Source organism: Thermocoleostomius sinensis A174 (genome assembly GCF_026802175.1).
GTDB classification, from domain to species: Bacteria; Cyanobacteriota; Cyanobacteriia; order Elainellales; family Elainellaceae; genus Thermocoleostomius; species Thermocoleostomius sinensis.
This window is the reverse complement of record NZ_CP113797.1, coordinates 3,580,138-3,600,226: the sequence shown is the minus strand read 5'-3', so window position 1 is coordinate 3,600,226 and position 20,089 is coordinate 3,580,138. Positions and strand designations below refer to the sequence as shown.

Annotated in this window: 17 protein-coding genes; 9 read left to right on the top strand and 8 right to left on the bottom strand. The window is 47.6% G+C overall.

Annotated elements, in window-relative coordinates; translation table 11 throughout:
• Positions 1-217 precede the first annotated feature (217 nt).
• Both OXH18_RS15565 and OXH18_RS15560 read right to left on the bottom strand, forming a co-directional pair.
• Entirely contained in the window at positions 218-676 is a 459-nt protein-coding gene (locus OXH18_RS15565) for a Fur family transcriptional regulator (protein ID WP_268608017.1), read from the bottom strand.
• A gap of 359 nt (positions 677-1,035) precedes the next feature.
• A complete protein-coding gene (locus OXH18_RS15560) occupies positions 1,036-1,704 on the bottom strand; it encodes an ABC transporter ATP-binding protein (RefSeq protein WP_268608016.1) in 669 nt (222 codons plus the stop codon).
• 759 nt (positions 1,705-2,463) lie between these two features.
• Here OXH18_RS15560 and OXH18_RS15555 point away from each other — a divergent pair.
• The 7 genes from OXH18_RS15555 (at position 2,464) to OXH18_RS15525 (ending at position 13,642) form a co-directional block, all read left to right on the top strand.
• Positions 2,464-2,946, top strand: a complete 483-nt coding sequence (locus tag OXH18_RS15555) for an MSMEG_0572/Sll0783 family nitrogen starvation response protein (protein ID WP_268608015.1) — start codon at positions 2,464-2,466, stop codon at positions 2,944-2,946.
• 195 nt (positions 2,947-3,141) lie between these two features.
• On the top strand, positions 3,142-4,170 hold the full coding sequence (locus tag OXH18_RS15550; RefSeq protein WP_268608014.1) for a Nit6803 family nitrilase: 1,029 nt from the start codon (positions 3,142-3,144) through the stop codon (positions 4,168-4,170).
• Between the two features lie 227 nt (positions 4,171-4,397).
• Positions 4,398-5,483, top strand: coding sequence for an MSMEG_0568 family radical SAM protein (locus tag OXH18_RS15545; RefSeq protein ID WP_268608013.1), 1,086 nt, complete (start codon positions 4,398-4,400; stop codon positions 5,481-5,483).
• A gap of 15 nt (positions 5,484-5,498) precedes the next feature.
• Complete coding sequence (locus tag OXH18_RS15540; protein WP_268608012.1) at positions 5,499-6,005, top strand: MSMEG_0567/Sll0786 family nitrogen starvation N-acetyltransferase; 507 nt, start codon at positions 5,499-5,501, stop codon at positions 6,003-6,005.
• A gap of 52 nt (positions 6,006-6,057) precedes the next feature.
• Positions 6,058-7,038 carry a sll0787 family AIR synthase-like protein gene (locus tag OXH18_RS15535; RefSeq protein WP_268608011.1) on the top strand — a complete coding sequence of 327 codons (981 nt, stop codon included), beginning with the start codon at positions 6,058-6,060 and terminating at the stop codon, positions 7,036-7,038.
• A gap of 447 nt (positions 7,039-7,485) precedes the next feature.
• Positions 7,486-12,354 carry a PAS domain S-box protein gene (locus OXH18_RS15530; RefSeq protein WP_268608010.1) on the top strand — a complete coding sequence of 1,623 codons (4,869 nt, stop codon included), beginning with the start codon at positions 7,486-7,488 and terminating at the stop codon, positions 12,352-12,354.
• The gene (locus OXH18_RS15525; protein ID WP_268608009.1) at positions 12,344-13,642 is read left to right on the top strand and encodes a hybrid sensor histidine kinase/response regulator; all 1,299 of its coding nucleotides are present in this window, start codon (positions 12,344-12,346) and stop codon (positions 13,640-13,642) included. Before OXH18_RS15530 ends, OXH18_RS15525 begins: the two co-directional genes overlap by 11 nt.
• 123 nt (positions 13,643-13,765) lie before the next feature.
• Here OXH18_RS15525 and OXH18_RS15520 read toward each other — a convergent pair whose 3' ends face one another.
• From OXH18_RS15520 to OXH18_RS25540, 3 genes are all read right to left on the bottom strand, one after another.
• Complete coding sequence (locus OXH18_RS15520) at positions 13,766-13,966, bottom strand: hypothetical protein (RefSeq protein WP_268608008.1); 201 nt, start codon at positions 13,964-13,966, stop codon at positions 13,766-13,768.
• 351 nt (positions 13,967-14,317) lie between these two features.
• A complete protein-coding gene (locus OXH18_RS15515; protein WP_268608007.1) occupies positions 14,318-14,641 on the bottom strand; it encodes a tyrosine-type recombinase/integrase in 324 nt (107 codons plus the stop codon).
• Positions 14,524-14,841, bottom strand: coding sequence for a phage integrase N-terminal SAM-like domain-containing protein (locus OXH18_RS25540; RefSeq protein WP_390904332.1), 318 nt, complete (start codon positions 14,839-14,841; stop codon positions 14,524-14,526). The genes OXH18_RS15515 and OXH18_RS25540 overlap by 118 nt, the downstream gene beginning before the upstream one ends.
• 286 nt (positions 14,842-15,127) lie before the next feature.
• Between OXH18_RS25540 and OXH18_RS15510 the strand changes: the two genes are divergently transcribed.
• Together OXH18_RS15510 and OXH18_RS15505 are read left to right on the top strand one after the other, a co-directional pair.
• Complete coding sequence (locus OXH18_RS15510) at positions 15,128-16,078, top strand: DUF4365 domain-containing protein (RefSeq protein WP_268608006.1); 951 nt, start codon at positions 15,128-15,130, stop codon at positions 16,076-16,078.
• A 547-nt stretch (positions 16,079-16,625) separates the two neighbouring features.
• A complete protein-coding gene (locus OXH18_RS15505; RefSeq protein WP_268608005.1) occupies positions 16,626-16,772 on the top strand; it encodes a hypothetical protein in 147 nt (48 codons plus the stop codon).
• A gap of 424 nt (positions 16,773-17,196) precedes the next feature.
• Here OXH18_RS15505 and OXH18_RS15500 read toward each other — a convergent pair whose 3' ends face one another.
• The 3 genes from OXH18_RS15500 to OXH18_RS15490 form a co-directional block, all read right to left on the bottom strand.
• Positions 17,197-18,258 (bottom strand): IS110 family RNA-guided transposase, encoded by a 1,062-nt coding sequence (locus OXH18_RS15500; RefSeq protein ID WP_268608004.1) that lies wholly within the window; start codon positions 18,256-18,258, stop codon positions 17,197-17,199.
• Positions 18,259-18,415: 157 nt separating this feature from the next.
• Entirely contained in the window at positions 18,416-19,234 is an 819-nt protein-coding gene (locus tag OXH18_RS15495; RefSeq protein WP_268608003.1) for a hypothetical protein, read from the bottom strand.
• A complete protein-coding gene (locus tag OXH18_RS15490) occupies positions 19,231-20,076 on the bottom strand; it encodes a DUF488 domain-containing protein (RefSeq protein ID WP_268608002.1) in 846 nt (281 codons plus the stop codon). The genes OXH18_RS15495 and OXH18_RS15490 overlap by 4 nt, the downstream gene beginning before the upstream one ends.
• Positions 20,077-20,089 lie beyond the last annotated feature (13 nt).

The following is a 20,089-nucleotide window of genomic DNA, read 5'->3' as shown; positions in this document are numbered from 1 at the left end:
GAATTGGATCGAATCAGAGGATCGAATCAGAGCCAGAAAGTGAGCTAGAAACTAGAAATCAAGTGTGAGAGTTGCTCAGGCGCTCCAATGCTGCCTCTGTGCCGAATTCTAATGGATGCGACCGATGCGACCGATGCGACCGATGTCTGATAGCAAAAAGCTCCACCTGACACCAGATGAAGCTTTCATTAACGGGTTGAATTGTGGTTGTTCAAATCTACAGCTTGTCCGCAGCCCCTTGGGGTTGACGGTAGCCAAAAAAGTCGATCGAGTAGTTTGTAATCTTCACACCCGTTTGCTCTTCTACCATCCGAATAATGTCTTCGGGCAGTTCAATATGAACATCCATGATTTGATTGGTGTCTAAACAATTTACATGACTGTGGGGATCGCTGATATTACCATACAGGCGACCATCCGATCGTTCGACACATTCAATCACACCTTGAGCCGACAAAGCCTCTAAGTTTTGGTAAACCGAGGTGTGGCCAATCTCCTTGCCTTGTTGATTGAGGCGATCGTAAATTTCTCGTGCCGACAAATGCTCTTTTTCCTGCCAAAGCAATTCCAAAATGAATCGTCGCTGCTTACTTAAACGCATCCCCAGCGTTTGGCAATATTCTAAAGCATCCTCCAATGATTGGATGGGTTTGCGTCCTATACCCCTCGTTTGCATTTCTGCCACCTTCAACCCGTCGAATAACTGTAATATAAACTACTTTTCATATCCTCTATGTTATCGATTTCGCAACTGCATTTTGCATACAGAGCACCGATTCATAGCCAATTAGGAATGACATGATCCTTACTAATCAATACCAATCTAAAGATTTGCGTCGATCGGCTTACCAGACATTGCCTGCTAAAGCAAACTCACTACCACTTTAACTTAGAAACTGGAAACCTGTCTACTAGTTGGGTGTTGACTAAAAGATAAAACTGTACGTGGTAAGCTGCGGCATAATTGAATCGCCACCAATACACCATCCTAAGCAGTCTCTGTTGACTGCTCCAGCGAGGTACTCTGCTATGCCTTCAACTTTGAATAACGGCTTGCTTTGTAACAAGTGTTGTTGGGTCAACAGGTTGTAGTTCTCCGTGGTTCAAAGTCCAGCAGCGATCGGCAATTGAGACTAGTTCACCTGGTTCATGCGACACAACTAGTAAACTCCACTCGGCTTTCAGCTTGGCCAAAACATGAATCAACTGCCGTCGCATTGACCAATCCAGGCCGGCTGTCGGTTCGTCTAGCAATAGCAGGTAGGGTTGGCGAATCAGTTGCACGGCTAATGCCAAGCGTCGCTGTTGCCCGCCACTGAGGGCACGAGGAGAGGTATGAAGAGATAAATGAGATAAGCCCACTGCTTCTAGCGCTTGATCAATGCGATCTTTACTTAACTCTGGGTGTCCCAATCGCAATTCCTCTAAAAGAGTACTGCCACAAAAATGTCGCTCTGGAAATTGAAACACCAACCCTGCCAACTGCTGAAGATGATCGGGAGTTAGCTCTTGTTCTCGCCACAGAATCGTTCCGCTCGTTTTCTTCGCCAGCCCTGCCAGAATTTCTAATAGCGTGCTTTTGCCAGAGCCACTTGGACCTATCACGACTCCCATTTGTTGAGATCCCAGTTCCAAGTTGATCGACTTGAGAATCGCGCTTGGTGTGGCTGCCGGATGATAAACCAGATCTTTAAGATAGAGCATTCAAGCGATTACATGAAAGGGCAAGCGATTGTAAGTTTTAGATTTGCAAGCTAGCGCCACAGCGAATCATTCACCTGTTGCACGCAAATTCTAAAATCACTCATCGTTCATTCTAGTCTTTTCTGACTAGTCTGTTCTGAAATCGAGTTGTATTGGTTAGAACCCAAACTGTTTGCCTACATTAACTCTTTTATCTCAGTTTGGAAGTGATACCCATTCAAAGAAGTTGGCTGACCAGCATCAATTTACAACCTCTCTGGATATAAATCGCTTTTTTTACAATTCGTGAAAAATTGCACGCGCAACTCGTCGCGCTAGGATATTGCTTCGAGTGACTGGAAGCCAATGATAAAGTAAAGACAACCGACTTCCACCGTCACAAGCGTTAAACGGAATCACTTCACCTTAAGAGAGTGGAGATTCGTTATAATGCCTGTCGGAATAGACAGGAGCTTGGAAGTAGCCATCAGGGCGGCTAGGTTGATTTGATATACAGCCTGTCTATAGTGTTAGACCTGTTGATTCTGTAGCGAAATACACAAGCGCTTGTTGATACTACAAATAATCTGCATTAACGAATGGTGAACGCGGGAGTTGAAATTTAATACCTGCTTCTCCATCTGCCCGCAAGCCTAATTCAACAAGCCTAATTCAAGTCGTTAGACCTTCACTGTTTTGGTTGAAGTTTTGGCTGAGTTAACACCGCCAAGGTATGATGCATAGGCGGCGCAGCACTACCCTCTACTTAAGGAGAAAACCATGCCAGAAGTTACAGTTCCTGCTCATCAGATGGGCGACTTCTTTGTGGACTATGAAGAAAAAGTTTTTCCTGATGTGAAAGCTGATCCGGGCGAAAAAGCACTAGTCACCTTCCACACCGTTGCGTTTGAAGGTTCGATCGGTCTGGTCAACATGCTGCAAGCTCTGCGGCTTCAGCGTAAAGGCTTTGAAACCTCTGTTTTGCTGTATGGCCCCGGTGTAACGCTGGGTGTGCAGCGCGGCTTTCCAAAGATTGGAGACGAAGCCTTCCCCGGTCATCAAAACTTCAATAATCAACTCAGCAAATTCATGTCTGAGGGCGGTAAAGTCTATGCGTGCCGATTTGCGCTGCAAGCTTTGTATGGTCATGGCGAACCCTCGTTGATTCCAGGCATTCGTCCAATTAATCCCTTGGATGTTCTAGATCTAATCCTAATGCATCGCAAAGATGGAGCCTTTATTCTCGATACGTGGACTCTTTAACGACTACTGAGTTGTGAGTCGATCGGAATTTTGCTAAGGGCGGTAATGGGGGATAGGGAATAGGGAGTCGGGAATGGGAAAGAGATACAGTTTGTTCTCTGTGATTTATTACTCACCACCCACCACCTACTCATCTACTCACCTATCACTCATTACCTGCCATCTGTTCAGCTTTTTGCAGCGGAGAAATACCCGATGGAAAATGCACGAATTGTTCGCGCCGCCGCCGCCCAAATTAGTCCGGTGCTGTTTAGCCGAGATGGTACTACCGAGAAGGTATTACAAACGATCGCCGATGCGGCCCAGCAAGGGGTACAGCTACTTGTTTTTCCAGAAACCTTGATTCCCTACTATCCCTATTTTTCCTTTGTGCAACCCCCAGTTTTGATGGGCAAGGAGCACATACGGTTGTATGAGGAAGCGGTAGAGGTCCCTAGTCCGGTTACAAATGCCATCAGCCGCGCTGCCCGCTCCCATAACATGGTGATAGTGTTGGGAGTGAATGAGCGCGATCGGGGTTCTCTATATAACACCCAGTTGATTTTTGATGCTGACGGAACGCTGTTGCTGAAGCGGCGCAAAATCACGCCCACTTATCATGAGCGTATGGTCTGGGGACAAGGGGACGGAGCCGGACTTACGGTTTTAGAGACGGTTGTTGGCAAGGTGGGAGCATTAGCCTGTTGGGAACATTACAATCCTTTGGCACGGTTTGCCTTAATGGCACAGCATGAACAAATACACTGTGCCCAGTTCCCTGGCTCTATGGTGGGGTCAATCTTCACCGAGCAGATGGAAGTGACCATTCGCCATCATGCGTTGGAGTCTGGCTGCTTTGTGGTGAACTCAACGGGTTGGCTATCGCCAGAACAAGTGCAGCAAATTACGCCCGATGAAAAGTTGCAGCGGGTGCTAAGTGGAGGTTGCTATACGGCGATCGTCAGCCCGGAAGGAACATTGCTGGGAACCCCCATCACCGACGGAGAAGGCTTGGTCGTTGCCGATCTGGATTTCTCTTTGATTATAAAGCGGAAACGCATGATGGATTGTGTGGGGCATTATTCACGACCAGATTTACTGCAACTAAAGCTGAATGCGCAAGCATGGTCTGTGATGCAGCATTCGTTGCCTATTGCTTCCGATCGATTGTCTAGCACCACATTGAGTACAAATACAGATGATGCACTGGAAACGCCCTCTCCCTATCTAACAATCGAACAATAGAATTAAGTAGAGACATTAATTAGAGGCATCGTTGGAACTATTACTTGAATGGTTGAATGAATAATCCATAGAAGCTGTTGCCAGATATTCAATAGCTTTAAACGTCCTCACAGGCTGATCTGATGCCCAAACCATCAAAGTTGAAACCTAGACAAGTTGAGACCTAGACCTGTACTCACCTCGGCATAAGCTTCTCTGACTGTTCCACACTCACTTCCTCAGAATCGATGAATAAGCAACAATTGATTACCGAACTTCAGTCCTGTGGATTAAGACTGGTTGAAGAGGTTGGCGCGGCTGGACGACGAGGAGGCGCGGGCCCATCGGATCACAAGGCAGTGACGATCGATGGAACGACTGTCATGGTTCCTATTTATACAGGAGCGGCTAGTCAGTCCCCCTACACAGTACAGGCACCCCATGGGGCTACAGCGGGAGTTTTATATCACCAAGAGCAGGCGCTGACAGCGATCGAATTTCCACATCAGCCGCAGTTCTACAGCCTTACCACTGCCGATGGCATTCCCTATTGGAAGATTGCTCTGTTGCACAGTCGGGATGTGCTGGCCACAACGGTACTGCAAACCTGTAGGCGCTACCGAGATGCTGCCACGGCGTGCCAATTTTGTGCAATCGAGCAATCTTTAGCGGCCGATCGCACCATTGCCCGCAAAACTCCAGCGCAGTTGGCCGAAGTGGCCGAAGCTGCCGTACGGCTAGATGGAGTTACGCACATGATTATGACGACGGGCACCCCCAATACCAGCGATCGAGGGGCCGCCTATTTGACTGAATGTGCCAAAGCCATCAAGCAGCGCGTCAATCTGCCGATTCAAGCGCAGTGTGAACCACCTGATGATTTTGCCTGGTTCAATCGGATGCAGCAAGCTGGAGTCGATAGTTTGGGAATGCACTTGGAAGCCGTCACTCCTGAAGTGCGACAACGCATCATGCCTGGCAAAGCCGAAGTGCCGATCGCATATTACTTTCAGGCATTCGCCGCCGCCGTCAAGGTATTTGGTTGGGGACAAGTTAGCACCTATCTTTTAGCGGGGTTAGGGGATGATTTAAACACATTAGTTGCAACCTGCGATCGATTGGTGCAACTGGGAGTTTACCCATTTGTGGTGCCGTTTGTTCCTATTGGTGGGACACCCTTAGCAAACCATGCGCCTCCTAGTAGCGAGTTTATGTTTGATCTGTATCACCAAGTCGGTACTGTCTTGCGGCGATCGGGCATGACATCGCAAGCCATTAAAGCCGGATGTGCTAAGTGTGGCGCTTGTTCTGCGCTTTCCACCTTTGAGCAGTAATTTTTCAACGAGACTATGAGCGATCGTTATTGCTTTAAACTGGCGCAAACTGCGGCCGATGTCGAGGCCTACTTTCAACTGCGACACCGAATTTTTTGTGAAGAACAAGCCTTGTTTTCTGGCAGTGATGTGGATGATATAGACGCCACAGCTTACCCGATTGTTGCCACACTTCCACAAACCAATGAAATTGTGGGTGTCGTGCGAATTTACGAATTGCAACCAGGGCTTTGGTACGGCGGCAGATTGGGAACCCATCCCGACCACCGACGCGGTTGGCAAATTGGCAAAGGTCTGATTTATAAAGCTGTCACCACTGCCAACACCTGGGGCTGTCAACAATTTTTGGCGACTGTGCAACTGCAAAACGTCCGGTTTTTTCAACGGCTGCACTGGCAATCGCTGCAAGAAACTACCGTCTGCGATCGACCACATCACCTGATGCAAGCTGATTTGGACTACTATCCACCGGGCATCGAACCCCGACCGCCCTTACCGCTGGTATCTCAAGAAGCATCGTAAGAAGGATGAAGAATAAAGAATGCAGGATAAATTGCTGGAGTGAATAGCATACGTGTTGACGGAACTGGCTGACATACTGAGACGATCGCTAGGAATTTTGCACAAGCAAGATATCCAGATGGTGGCTCAATGCCTAAACTCCCCCATCGCCCTATCGCCCCAAGGCCCCACCGTCTCACCCCCCCCGCTTGGTGACGACTGTGCTACCATTCCCGACAACGACGGCTACCTCCTACTAGCCGCAGAGGGCATGATGCCGTTTCTCGTCGAATCAGAACCATGGTTTGCCGGATGGTGTGCTGTCATGGTCAATGTCAGCGATATTTACGCCATGGGTGGCCGCCCAATCGCCGTAGTTGATACAATTTGGAGCCAATCAACTGACTTGAGCCGATCGCTGTTGGATGGAATGCAAGCAGCAGCCCGCGCCTACAATGTACCAATTGTTGGAGGACATACCAACGGTCACAGCCCTTACAATGCTCTATCGGTGGCAATTTTAGGTCGGGCCAAGCAATTGCTAACCAGCTTCAACGCCAAACCGGGGGATAGTTTGATGGCAGTGATCGATCGACGAGGGACGCTACACCCTCGATATTCCTTTTGGAATGCGGCAATCGATGCGCCTCCAGAACGACTGCGAGGGGATCTAGAGATTTTGCCCCAATTAGCGGAAACGGGGTTATGTAGCGCTGGTAAAGACATCAGTATGGGAGGGCTTCTTGGCACTGCGTTGATGCTACTAGAAACGTCTGGATGCGGTGCCGTGATCGATTTGGATGTCATCGACTGCCCGAGTCAATGTTCACTGGAAACTTGGCTGCTTTGCTTTCCCAGCTATGGTTTTTTGCTAAGTGTTCGTTCTGAGCAAGTCGAAGCGGTTCGATCGCGGTTTCATCGCCGGGATCTGTGGTGTGAGGTGATTGGTCAAGTCAACGTCAGCCAGCAGCTATGGGTACAGCAGGGAACCGAGCAAGTTTTGTTTTGGAACTTGGCCAATCGAGCGCTGACTGGTTTTACGACGATCGACTGAGTGACTGTCTGCTCGTCACGCTATGGGCAACGGTGATTCCGCTTCACGAATTGACAAACGGCTCTATCCCATATTTATGGGGGGGGAGGGGAATGAATGCCAGTCAAAATCTGATTGACACCCAGGTAGAAAGTGAAACAGTTCATTTCAGACTTTCAGAATTTTTCACCGATTTTGTTAGCAGTCATGGCGACAAACGCAGATATCGCAGGGATTTCAGCGATTGTATCTCGAAGGAAGGGGCAAAACCCTCCAGTTTCGATCGCCACAAACATGCCCTTTTTTTGAGCCTGGGATTGGAGGATCTCAATAAGCGCTATATAGTATTTCAAGATAAAACAAGATAAAAACTAAATTTTATAGATCTAGCTAATGAAGCTGCCCCTGGTTCAACGCTGGTTTTCGGCCCCTAAAGTACCTCTTCGCTTCATGTTAGCCGTCCCATTCATGCTACAGACAGTGGGAACGGTAGCGTTAGTCTGCTATTTCTGCCATCGCACAACGCAAGCAACGATTGAAGGGTTGGCCAATGAGCTAACCCAAGAAGTAGGCGATCGCATTCGCTTAGCGCTTGAAGGTTACCTCAAAGCCCCTGAACAAATTAATCAACTCAACGCGGCAGCGATTCAAGACGGGTCGCTCGATTGGACAAACCTCAGCCAACTAGAGCAGCACTTTGTCAAGCAATTGCAAATTTTGCCAGATGCTAGCGCGATTACCATCGCTACCGAGCAACGAAAATTTTTGTCGATCGGCAAATTCAACACCACCGGATTGGTGATTCGTCGATTTGATGAAACAACGAACAACCGACTTAACTATTATTCGGCAAGCACCGACGGGCGTATCGAACAACTGCAAGAAAGCCAAAGCGAATTTGATCCCCACAACCATCCGCCTGGCAAGTCCTGGTATGCCGCCGTCAAAGCCAGTCAGCACCCTACTTGGCGGCTGCTAGTTTCATCGGCGCAGGGGCGAAATCAGCCAATTTTGAAGGTAGCGCATTTTCTGCCCGTATACGATCGCAGCAATCAATTTCAGGGAGTTGTCAGTTCGGCCTTTTACCTAACTCAAATGGGCGACTTCCTTGGACAACTAGAGATTGGTCAAACGGGACAAGCCTTTATTGTGGATCAAGCTGGGTTTTTGGTGGCCACCTCAACTGGAGAAGTGCCATTTCTACGCCAGATCAATTGGGGGGATGCGCAACAGCTTGATCCAGAGCGCCACCGTCTGCGAGCAATTGATAGTCAAGATCCGGTGACTCGAACTGCGGCCCGATGGCTTTTAGAACCACCAGCAGGTCAGCACAGAGAGCGTTGGCGTGGAGTTGAACCAACAAGTTCCTCTATCCCATCTTCTTCGCTAGAGTTGCCCCAAGCATCGCATTTTACATTCGATCGACAGCGCTATTTCTTGCACGTTACGCCATTACGCCATGATAACCAATTGAACTGGACTATTGTGACGGTCGTGCCAGAAGCGGACTTTACAGGAACCATTGCACAAAATACTGAGAACGCCGTGTTCATCAGTGCTATGACCTTGCTGCTGTCGATGGCTCTCAGTGCCTATCTGGCCCAATGGATCACTCGACCCATCACTCGGCTGAATGCGGCCGCTAAGCGAATTGCTCAAGGAGATTTTGACAGCACAATCAACAGTCATCGGCCAGATGAGCTAGGAGAACTGTCGCGATCGTTCGATGAGATGGTATTGCAACTAAAAAGTGCATTTGCCGGTTTGCGCGTTCTCAACCAAGCGTTAGTAGACAGTGAACATCGGATTAAACAAATTCTGGAAACGCTGCCGATTGGAGTCTCAATGCACCGATCGGATGGATCGATCGTGTACCTCAACACAACTGGCAGACAGTTGTTGGATGTTCCGGATGAGTTTCCCGACACGTCAATTGAAGCCATGCCGCAGACCTATCATCTCTATTACAGCGGCAGCGATCGATTCTATTCAGCCGACCAATTGCCGCCCATTCGTGCTTTGCGGGGTGAACAAGTCACGGTTGACGATATCGAAATTCGTCGCAATCAACACATTATTCCGTTGCAAGTGCATTCGATGCCGCTGCTGGACTCTTATGGGAATGTCATCGCTTCGATCAACACCTTTCAAGACATTACCGATCGCAAGATGGCTGAAAAAATGCTGTCGGACTATAACCGCGATTTAGAAGCCCAGGTTGCCGAGCGTACCCGCGCCTTGCAGGAGAGTGAAGCACGCAACCGAGCCGTGCTTTCGGCCATTCCCGACCTGATCACAATCATCAGTGGTGATGGAATTTATCTAGATGCCATTCGCTACAACTCGTTTTTGAGTTTGGTTCCGGATACCGTTAACCCCATTGGGAAACACATGAGTGAGCTATTGCCCCCTGAGATGGTGGAACAGAAACTCCAAGCCATTCACGCGGCTCTCTCTACGCAAACGGTGCAAACCTACGAACAAGAAGTTTGGATTGGCGATCGCCAGCAATATGAAGAAGCACGAGTGGTGCCGTATGGCAAAAACTCGGTTATGTTCATCATTCGCGACGTTACGGCCCGTCGCCTGGCCGAAAAAGCACTGCGCGCCAGTGAGGAACGCCTACGAGAAATTGCCCAGACGGTCAGTCAAATTTTCTTTGCGCGATCGGCCACAACCGGACAGTTTCTTTATATCAGCCCAGCGTATGAGCGCATTTGGAATCGCAGTTGCGAGAGTTTGTACCAAGATCCAGATTCTTGGTTAGAGGCAGTACATCCCGACGATCGCCCTTATGTAGAAGCCTCGGTCAAACAGCAATTTCAAGGACACTCAGTGAAGCGACAATATCGTATGATTCGGCCGGATGGCTCGATTCGCTGGATTTCCAATGAAGTTACTCTGATTCGGGATGCCAGTGGGCAGCCTTTACGATTTGTGGGATTTGCCGAAGATATCACCGATCGCAAACGAACCGAAGACGCCTTGCGCCAAAGTGAGGCCCAATATCGGGCGATGGTGGAAGATCAAACTGAACTGGTCTGTCGATTTTTGCCCGACGGCACACTCACATTCGTCAACAGCACCTATTGTCAGTATTTCGGCAAGCAGCCAGAAGAACTGATTGGGCAAACGTTTCTGCCTTTAATTCCTGAGGCAGATCAGATTATTGTTCAAACCAACTTTGCCAGCTTGTCGATCGAGAATCCTTTTGTCACCTATGAACATCGAGTCATCTTACCAAGCGGAGAGGTACGCTGGCAGCAATGGACAGATCGGGCGATTTTTAATGAACACAAGCAATTGGTGGAATATCATGCGGTTGGTCGTGACATCACCGAACGCAAACACGCCGAGGCTGAACTGAGAGCACAGCAGCAATTTTTACGGAATATTATCGACGTTGTCCCTAGCTGCATTTTCGTCAAAGACCGCGACGGGCGCTATCTGGTAGTCAACCGGGCCGGGGCAGAGATGTATGGCAGATCAATCGACGAGATTTTAGGAAAACGCGATCGAGACTTTAATCCTGACACAGCACAAGTGGCACAATTTTTAGCCAGCAATCGCGAGGTCATGGCAACTCGGCAACCCAAAGTGATTCAGGCTGAAGCCCTGACTAATCAACACGGCGAAACTCGCTGGTATAAAACGGTGATCAATCCGTTCATAGATGCAGAAGGACAGGTGCAAGGGGTGATCGGTTCCTCGACCGACATTACCGACTTTAAACGGGTGGAAGAAGAAATGCGATCGTCCAAAGAAGTAGCAGAGACCGCCAGCCGCACCAAGAGTGCCTTTCTAGCAAACATGAGCCACGAATTGCGCACTCCCCTCAATGCTATTTTGGGCTTTACTCAATTGATTACCCGCGATCGCAACCTCACTCCCCTGCAACAGGAGCAACTCACCATCATCAATCGCAATGGCGAGTACCTACTGCAACTAATCAACGATGTGCTGTCTATTTCCAAGATTGAAGCAGGACGCACCACCCTAGAAGAACACAGCTTCGATCTATATGCCCTGCTTGATACCCTAGAAGGCATGTTTCGGTTGCGGGCCGATGCCAAAGGACTGTACTTTAGCTGCCAGCGATCGATCGATGTGCCACAATTCATCTACGCTGATGAACGCAAGCTGCGGCAAATTATCACTAACCTCCTCGATAATGCCCTCAAATTTACCGATCGGGGCAGCGTTACCCTCAGCGTTCGGCTTCACCCCCCAACTCCCAACTCCCAACTCCCAACTCCCCTCATTCATCTCCTCTTCGACGTGACCGATACAGGCGTTGGCATTGCTGCGACCGAACTGTCCACTGTGTTTGATGCCTTTGTGCAATCGGAATCAGGACGCAAATCGCTGTATGGAACAGGCCTAGGGTTGACCATCAGCCGTCGCTTTGTGCAGCTAATGGGCGGCGAGATCCAAGTGACCAGTGAAGTAGGGCGAGGCACTTCATTTCAGTTCAATATTGTGGTGCGCCCAGTGGCCGCGGACACCGTTCAAGTTGGACATACCTCGCGGCGGATCGTTCGATTAGCCAATCCCCAAACGCGCTACCGAATCTTGGTTGCGGATGATACGGACACGAATCGCCAACTGCTGGTGCGGTGGTTGTCACTAGTGGGATTCGAGGTACGAGAAGCGAGTAATGGACAAGAGGCGATCGAACAATGGCAACAATTCGCACCTCACTTAATCTGGATGGATATGCGAATGCCAGTGATGGATGGGTTTGAAGCAGTACGCCAAATTCGTCGCCAAGAGCAAGCATTAGGAATTTGGGAACCAGAGGAATTAGAACACCGAATCGAGCAAGCGGAGGCTGGGTTGCCTCAATATTCGCTCGATCGACCCGTATTACCAACCATTATTATTGCGGTTACAGCCGCGGTATTTGAGGAAGAACAACCCCGAATTTTGGCAGTCGGCTGTGATGATATTGTTGTCAAACCTTGCTCAGAGGCCATTATTTTTGAGAAGATGGCTCAATATTTACACGTAGAGTATTTGTATGACGATAAAGCAGCAATAAACCAGCAAAACGGTTACGGCGGTCAAGGTTACAGCAGTCAACTTGTCACCCTGGCCAAATCCACCGATCCGTTATTGCTTTCTGCCCTTCAGTCAATGCCTACAGACTGGTTAATGCAATTGAACTATGCGGCGCGGCGTGCCAACGAGCGAGAGATTTTACAGCTTTTAGAAGCCATTCCCGGATCTCAGAGCCATCTCAAGGAAGCGATCGTCGAACTGATGCAGAGCTTTCAACTAGACCATCTCATTCAACTGACTCAGCCTCCACGCAGTTCTAAAGCTTATGAATGCTAGTGCTACATCAGATCCCGCTAAAGATTCACCCGGTGACATTCTCATCATTGATGACACTCCTGATAATTTGCGCTTCTTGTCGGATCTATTGACTAGAGCCGGATACTCTGTGCGTAAAGTGATTACAGGCGAATTGGGAATAGAGGCGGCTCGTTTAGAACCACCAGACCTGATTTTACTTGACATCATGATGCCAGGAACCAATGGTTATAAAGTTTGCGAACGCCTAAAAATGAGCGATCGTACTCAGCACATTCCCATTGTTTTTCTAAGTGCATTAGATGAAGAACTGGATAAAGTGCAAGCCTTTCAAATTGGCGGCATTGATTACATCACCAAACCCTTTCAGGTGGTTGAAGTTTTGGCACGGATTGAAACTCATCTTAAGCTTAGTCGATTGCAACACGAATTGCAACACCGAAATCGGCAGTTGCAACACGAAATTGAATACCGCACGGCGGCTGAATCTGCTTTGCAAATTCTGAATCAAGGACTAGAAGCAAGAATTCAGGAGCGTACCGCTGAGCTTCAACAGCAAAATAAACAGTTACTCGATTTTCAATTAGAGTTACAGAAGGCACTGACTCAAGAACAACGCCTCAGCGAACTTAAATCGCAATTAATCACAACGATCGCTCAGGATTTTCGGACTCCTATCACAATGATTCAAACAGCGATTGGATTATTAAAACCCGAGCGCTTATCAGCTAGTAGCGATCGGCGCTATGTGGAGATGATTGCAGACAGTGCTCAACAACTGCACAAATTGCTGCGGGACACTCTTTTACTGTCCGATGTAGACGCGAATACCCTTGCGTTTAACCCCACCTGCCTCGATCTAAATCACCTCTGCCAAATCTTTATTCAGCACTACCCTTTGCCTGCTGTTCCTGCTTATCATATTTCCTTTGTGATGTGGGGCAAAGCCAATGGTGAAGTGTTCATAGACAAAGCTTTATTCGAGCAAATGCTGACGCATTTAGTTTCTAATGCTGTGCGTTATTCTCCTCAAGGAGGCACGATTTTATTTGAACTTGTTCATGCTCCAACGAATGTCTTAATACGGATACGCGATGAAGGCATTGGCATTCCTGCCGAGGATCTCGATCGCATTTTCGATCGATTTTATCGAGCCAGTAATGCCGATGCATTACCCGTTTCGCCGGGGAATGGACTAGGATTAGCAATCGTCAAACAAGTTGTTGAGTTGCATGGCGGTACGATTGCGGTCAGCAGTGAAGTGGGTAAGGGCAGTACGTTTACGGTGCAGATTCCCTACCAAGCGTGAGTTTGCCAAAGAGGTTAGCGCATCGAATATAGCGAACCGAATAGATAGAAATATTAGCTTTGCAAGCTTGGCAACATTGAATCTTGCCTTCCGAACCGCCCTCATCCCCCTATCTTCCAACCCCTACCGCACCAACACCGTCATGTACTTGCCTGTGGCAAACGGAGCCGGAACGATCGGCGTAAACTGCACCCGGTCGGTGGCAATCCGCTTGACATAAAACTCATTCATCAAATGTGTCACCTGCTCACGATTACCGATAATCCAAACCTGTGCTCGCTCAGTCTCCTGAACGGGCAATTCACTATTCCATTCTCCAGTCATGGTGGTATTCCTCTTCGTTTCCTTGCTGATGTTTTCTATTGGGTTAAGAACGGCCCAAGGCATGGGGGTCACCCAACCATGCATCAGCAAGGTGTGCCGATCGCAGACACCTGGTCTACAATCAACACAGCCTAGCCTCCTGCTTGCGACAGGAAGTTAGGTTAGCTGGTTAGGGTTGCGGCCAAACTTCCCTAATCAGCGCCAGTACCTTGAGCCGTTCAGCCGTTCCTCTCGTCCTGCGAAAGAACCAGCATCGCCATAGCATAAACCAACTCGATCGGTCTGCACAAGCGTATCGAGCCATTTTTTGTCAGAAAGTTTTGATGAGGGCAAGGAGGGGGCGATCGAGTTTCACGCATCCAGGGGACTGCAAACACCCCTGCCACCTCGATTCAACACGTGGGTATAAATCATCGTGGTCTTCACATCTTTGTGCCCCAGCAACTCTTGTACCGTGCGGATGTCGTAGCCATCTTCCAGCAAGTGGGTGGCAAAACTATGGCGAAAGGTATGGCACCCAACTCGCTTCGCAATGCCCGCTACACGAACCGCTTGCTTTAGCGTTTTCTGTACCCCACTTTCATGCAGATATGGAAGAGACTGTACCTGCGAATCCAGCCAACATAACTTTGCTCGGTTCGATAGGAATAATGTTTCAGACGAATCGTATCGCAAACTTGGTCAAGCAGCTTTCTGGGTCGGGATGCCATCGCGAGGCGGGTAGATGACAGTAGCACTTGTGTGCTAAATGCTACATCTCTTGCCTGCCTACTGACCATGAAGATTTGCTGAAGCGATCGGCATATCCCCTTCAATGGGCGTATTATGCAGAACAAGATCCAGATAAACACCTCTATCAGGGTAATTATCACCATCCCATTCGGCATAACCCCAGAATTTGAGTAAATAGCCTGATAAAGTTCTGTATAACATTCCGATTTGGGCAGTTATGCGGATAGTATTCGGTATAACTACCCCCAGAGGAGGTGATATGCAACTTTGATTCTGGTTAACTACCTTGCTACAGGGTGTTAGGCGGAATTTAGGCAGGGGAGTCAGCATAAACAGTAGTTAGACAGCTAAAATTAATCCTCCTGCTTATGTCTATTTCCTTCTCTAAATAGCTGTTGGGTTAAGATTGAGAAAATCCGTAGTACCGTCATGACCGAGTTACCCAAACGTTCTAAATCGCAAAAGATTGGGGTGAGTGCTGCTGATCTCCTCAGTTCTGTTTTTGTCGAGTTTTGCAACGTTATTCCTGTCCCTCAAGAGAGAGACTTCGGGATCGACTTCATCTGTGAAATCATGCGGGGAGAACACCCAACTGGAAAATTGTTTAATATTCAATGTAAAGGGAAAGAAGAAGCCAAAGTAGAAGGTGATTCAATCACAATTCCCATCAAAGTCACGACTCTCAATTACTGGCTCCTTCAACCAAATCCAACATTCCTAATTGTTGTTGATGGCAAAAACGGTTTATTTTACTGGTCTTTTCCTCAAGACTTTCTCGGTTCACTCAATAAAAGTTGGCAAGAGCAGAACACAGTATCAATTCCAGTTCCTGTTCAGAATTGCTTCGAGCAAGATATAAATGATTTGCCCACTCAATTAGTCTCGATAGTTAATTCACATGCATCAGCTACTCCTCGGAATGGCGATTATCTCGGAACGTTAACACTTGGAGATGCCATAGATAGGGCTACTGACTACGGATTATACGTTCTGAGAACACCCTTTCATCGTCCTTTTCAGTATATGGGAATGTCTATTGCAGATGCGGCAAGCACCGTTGGTGGTCAACCCAATCAAGTTGGCAATATCATCGTTGAGTCTGATCAAGCCCATATGCTGTTAGAGGCAGAAGGAAATTTTGTGAATTATGTAGATATTGAACTAAAAAAGACTGCACCTTGGAGTCAGAGCCGCCCGTTTGATTCTGCGGCAATTTTAGGAGTACTTAGTATTAACCCAGCCGAGTTGGAACTAGCCCATAAGCAGACACACTTTCACACCTACTATGACCATAAGAGAAGATTAAAGATTGGTGTATCTCGCCAGTATGAGGGGGCACCGCTATCTGTAGGGTTTAGCAGCAAGTATTACAGGGCTTGAAGGCAGTAATAAAGGCAATTCTGTTTTGTCGTATTGTAGTCCAAGTAGTTCAGATTGTTTACTCCAGGTCGGCAGGTGGCGCTGTCTAACAATCCGTCTGGAGCGGACTGTTGTAAGATCTTGGTGGTGTTGCAAAGGTTACTTGCAGCCGCTCAGCCGGAACGTTAGCCCGCTTTCGCAACCAGGTTTTTGAGTCGAGTCGAGGCTGAAGCTTGAGTGGTTTGAGCGATGTTGGTGGGAGTGCGATCGCCCCCAAATTTCAGCATCCGGTGTATCAAAATCAACGTCCAAAGTGATACGTCCCACCGCATTAACAAGGTCAGTCAGAGGTTAAGTTGATCAACGTTATGGGTGAGCGTTGAGCGTCCCGAAAGGTGTTGGGGGGCGATCGCCGAAGAGTCTTGGCTTTCCGAACCGCAGTCTCAACACTGTCGGTAGGTGTGCGATCGCTCCATCCGAAAGGCTGAGTTCATCTCAATTTTCCGCAAACATTAAAAGTCCCGAAACATTTTTCGACGAGAGTGAAAGGTTGAGTACAAGGATAGCGATGGCCAAGAGTGAGAGGTTTCGAGAGATTTGGGTGGGGGCGATCGCCGAACCACACTGGCTAACAATCCCGCTGCACACCGACCGAACGACAGTAGTCGAGGAAAGCGAGAGGTTATCTGCGGCGGGTGATTGGGAACGACTATGAAGCCGTGGGGAGTGTCAAGCGGGTTTGGGTATTTGTACGTGAGATAATTCGGTAATTTAGCCGAACGATATCAATCATCCAAGCCACTGGATGAGGGAGGGTTAGCTTTTATGGAAGCCTTCTAAAAATGCGACGGATTGAGTTCTAAACGACTATCCGAGGTGTCAATGCAGGTAGCTTTCTATTGCTAAAATGGCAACCTGAGCATTGTCTCAATTATCTCTACAAAGTTGCTTGTCTTATTCGTTAGATCAACAGTGTTTCGTGTTAGTTCCCAGCTTCAAGATCAAGCAAGACAAACTTATCTGACCGCATTTCAAGTCAACTCACTGATTCATTTCATCTCATCATGGAGCTTGTCTCATTCATTAGATCAACAGTGTTTCGTGTTAGCTCCCAGGTTCAAGATCAAGCCACTCAAGGCTCAGCTAGATGATATCGAGGCACTGAATGAAGTAGTGCTATCCTGCCAGGGCTGTTTGTGCCTCAACATCGCCCAGCACCGCACTAACAGTTTACGTGCCACTGCAATAATGGCAATTTTCTTGCGCGTTTTCTGTCCCCCACAAATTCGTTGATAAACACTCTCTGCCCACGGGTTGTAACGTAACATCACCCATGCCACCTCAACTAATGCACTGCGGAGAATGCGAGAACCTCGACCGGTAATTCTGCCCAGTCGATTGGTTTGTCCTGATTGCCTTTGGTCTGGAACCAGTCCTGCATCGGCAGATACCTGACGGGCATTTTTGAAGCGGTGGGGATTATCTAATGCTGCAACAATCACCTCAGCGGTTCTACGTCCTACCCCTGGAATAGTTTGCAGCAGTTGAACCTGTTCATCTTGCTGAGCCACTTTTTCAAGCTGCTCATCTACTTGTTGCAATTGTTGCCAGAGGGACTCCAGGCTCTGTAACTCCAGATCAAGTTCACCTCGCCAGAATTCCTCTAGTTGACACTCTGCCAGAGGTTTACGGTATTGGCTCAAGGTTTCAATGCCTGCGGCAGTCCAGGCTTGATGTCCACTGGGAATGCTGATGCCCTGATGGTCAAATAAAGCGCGAATATGGTTCTGAATGCGATTGATGCGATTGACTAGAGTCTTACGGTACTTTACGCCTAAGCGATGCTGACGACGTTCTGCTACCGGAATGTGAACGACTGATATTTGCTCAAGGGCGGTCAGTTTCGCCAGTTTGAGGGCATCATCTTTATCGGTTTTGCGTTTGACGTTTTTCCATTGCCACGCTTCGGGATTGGGATTGGCAACTAAAACCTGATACCCCAAGCTTCGGCAATAGTCATGTACCCAGCCTGTAATTGAACTGGTCTCGATTACCATTTGGTCAGGCTTGGTTTGATTCAGAAGCTGCTCGAATGCCCACCGTTGGGTGGCGATCGTCTCGAACTCACTCCGGTTAGTGGTGGTATCGAATAGGCAGGCAACGGAATTGTATTTACCCACGTCAATTGCCAGAATCTTCATGCTATCCTCCGGGTGTGGGAAGGTGGTTTAGTGGTTTCTTCTACTTTCCCACGACTTACATAGATTCTTTGGGCTGCTTCAGATCTCAGTTGAGACAATACTTTGAGAATACTGGTGCGGCGTTGAAAGTTTGGAGCAGATCCGTTTTTTCGATACCTCAAAATAAAGTTCCTTGTACTACTTCTGGTTGCGAGTTTTTTGGTTTAGGCGGCCAAAAAACACCAAGTACAACCCATGTATTGTACGGAAATACTGTACCCATAAAGAAACGAGTATCTTTGCTCTCGTTACATAGCTCGTCTAGGAACTTGCGGCGAACGCTCAAAGCTGCTTGCTCTTCATCGCCCAAACGAGCCACTTCATTCAGCCAAAGCACTCCTAGCTCCCAGTCCTCAATCATGGCATTGTGAGGTCTGTGGCTGTCAGCACATTCAAAAACATAGGTGAACTTGTATGGTATTTTCCGAAGAGGCTTTTGAACAGGCCCAAAAAGGGTCAATTGGTCAAATAAAGCTTGCCATTCTGGTTTCCATTCAGGGTCAGAGGGTTCAATCTTTAAATCAATTACTCTTGTAGGCTGCACAATGCCGAGTGATACATGCTCAGACTCATGTAGTTCTCGTAGCTGCTTTACCGTGTAAATTGGAATTTGATCAATAATTTGACGACGCTCTCGCCATCCATTTTTCGTGGAGAGCGGTTCTCCTAAAACGCGAAGCGTATCTAAAATCGGTTTCCTGCTTTCTTTCCTCCGATCATTACCGGCTCCATGCGGGAATAGATCAACTTCTATCCACTGATATTTACGAAATTGTTGATTTCTAGGTCGGTAACGGTAGTCTACTGGATAAAGTCGTACCCATTCACCCTGCTCAGTCACACCAGCCGTACAAACAAGTTCTTGATAGCCCCTAGATGGATGTGGGTAGGTCATTACAGTTATAAGAACCTTGGTTCTGATTGCTTGGTTACTCATGTTGAATATCCCAAGTGTTTAATTGGCATATCAATTAAAGTTGCTAAATGTTGAGCTAAAACATTGCGATGACAGCAATTTGGATTAGCTTCCATACAAACTAAGACGCTGGGTTCCGATTGCAAAAAGCCAATTACATTAGCTAGATCCTTTTCATGGGAAGAAAGGTTCAAACGGTAATTCTCAAACAACGTTATATATTGATTCTCGGAACCTATGCATTCACGTTCTGAACCCGGTATTCCTAAGCCAGGAAAGTGTTGATAGTCTATATTAAGGGAACTACATAAACGAGATAGAGTACTCTTATGGAAACCATACCGACGCGAGATAGGATTGTATCGCACATCAATTAACCGAGATATACCAGACTCCATAAGGAGATTCAGAAACTCATCAACAGTTTTCCCTTCATAGCCAGCAGTATAAATATATTTCTTTGCGACTGGACGTTGTTCTTTTCTTCTACCGGAAAGTTCACTATTGATTGTGAACCAAGAGTATTTATCATAAACTAAATTTATTAACTTCTGTCCAGACAACTTTCCGTAGGTTGCAATAATTTGACAAATATCTTTACTAACATCACTAGGCAACTTTAAATCGAGACCTTTTCCTAAAGGGGTAAGTTTCCAACGATTGTCAGTCCCTTTTTCTAAAAAACCATTGCGAATGAGTGAATCAGTTTCCTGATTGAGAGTAAAAGAGTAGGGACCGTATCGATATGGAATAAATTGATAAAATGTCTTGCCTCCATGAGATGGAGTTTCACAAGACAACAAAAAAGCCCACTTCATCATTTGCACGCTAGAGGCTGTACCTCCAACTTGCTGAAGTATCATCAGTAGAGCTTTT